This is a genomic window from Shewanella sp. 4t3-1-2LB (assembly GCF_017368415.1).
Taxonomy (GTDB): Bacteria; Pseudomonadota; Gammaproteobacteria; order Enterobacterales; family Shewanellaceae; genus Shewanella; species Shewanella fodinae.
Window position 1 is genome coordinate 1 of the sequence record NZ_JAFNJD010000168.1, and the last position, 262, is coordinate 262.

The following is a 262-nucleotide window of genomic DNA, read 5'->3' on the forward strand; positions in this document are numbered from 1 at the left end:
TACTTCAACCAAGTCTTGCAATTCTTTCAAGGGACGACCTCCAGGGATGGAGGAAGTGCTAGAAAATGTGGTGACCTACAAGGATGTAGGAAATACTTTAAATGCTTGGAGCATTTTAAAGTAGAACATTTTCAGTAAAACCCATCTGGGTTGTATGGTTAAGCCTCTCGAGTCATTAGTACAGGTTAGCTCAACGCCTCACAACGCTTACACACCCTGCCTATCTACGTCCTGGTCTCGAACGGCTCTTTAGTGGACTCTA

1 rRNA gene is annotated in these 262 nt (G+C 44.3%); it reads right to left on the bottom strand.

Annotated features, from left to right (window positions below):
• Positions 1 to 154 precede the first annotated feature (154 nt).
• Positions 155 to 262 (bottom strand): 23S ribosomal RNA (locus tag J3L11_RS19145); the annotation flags it as partial.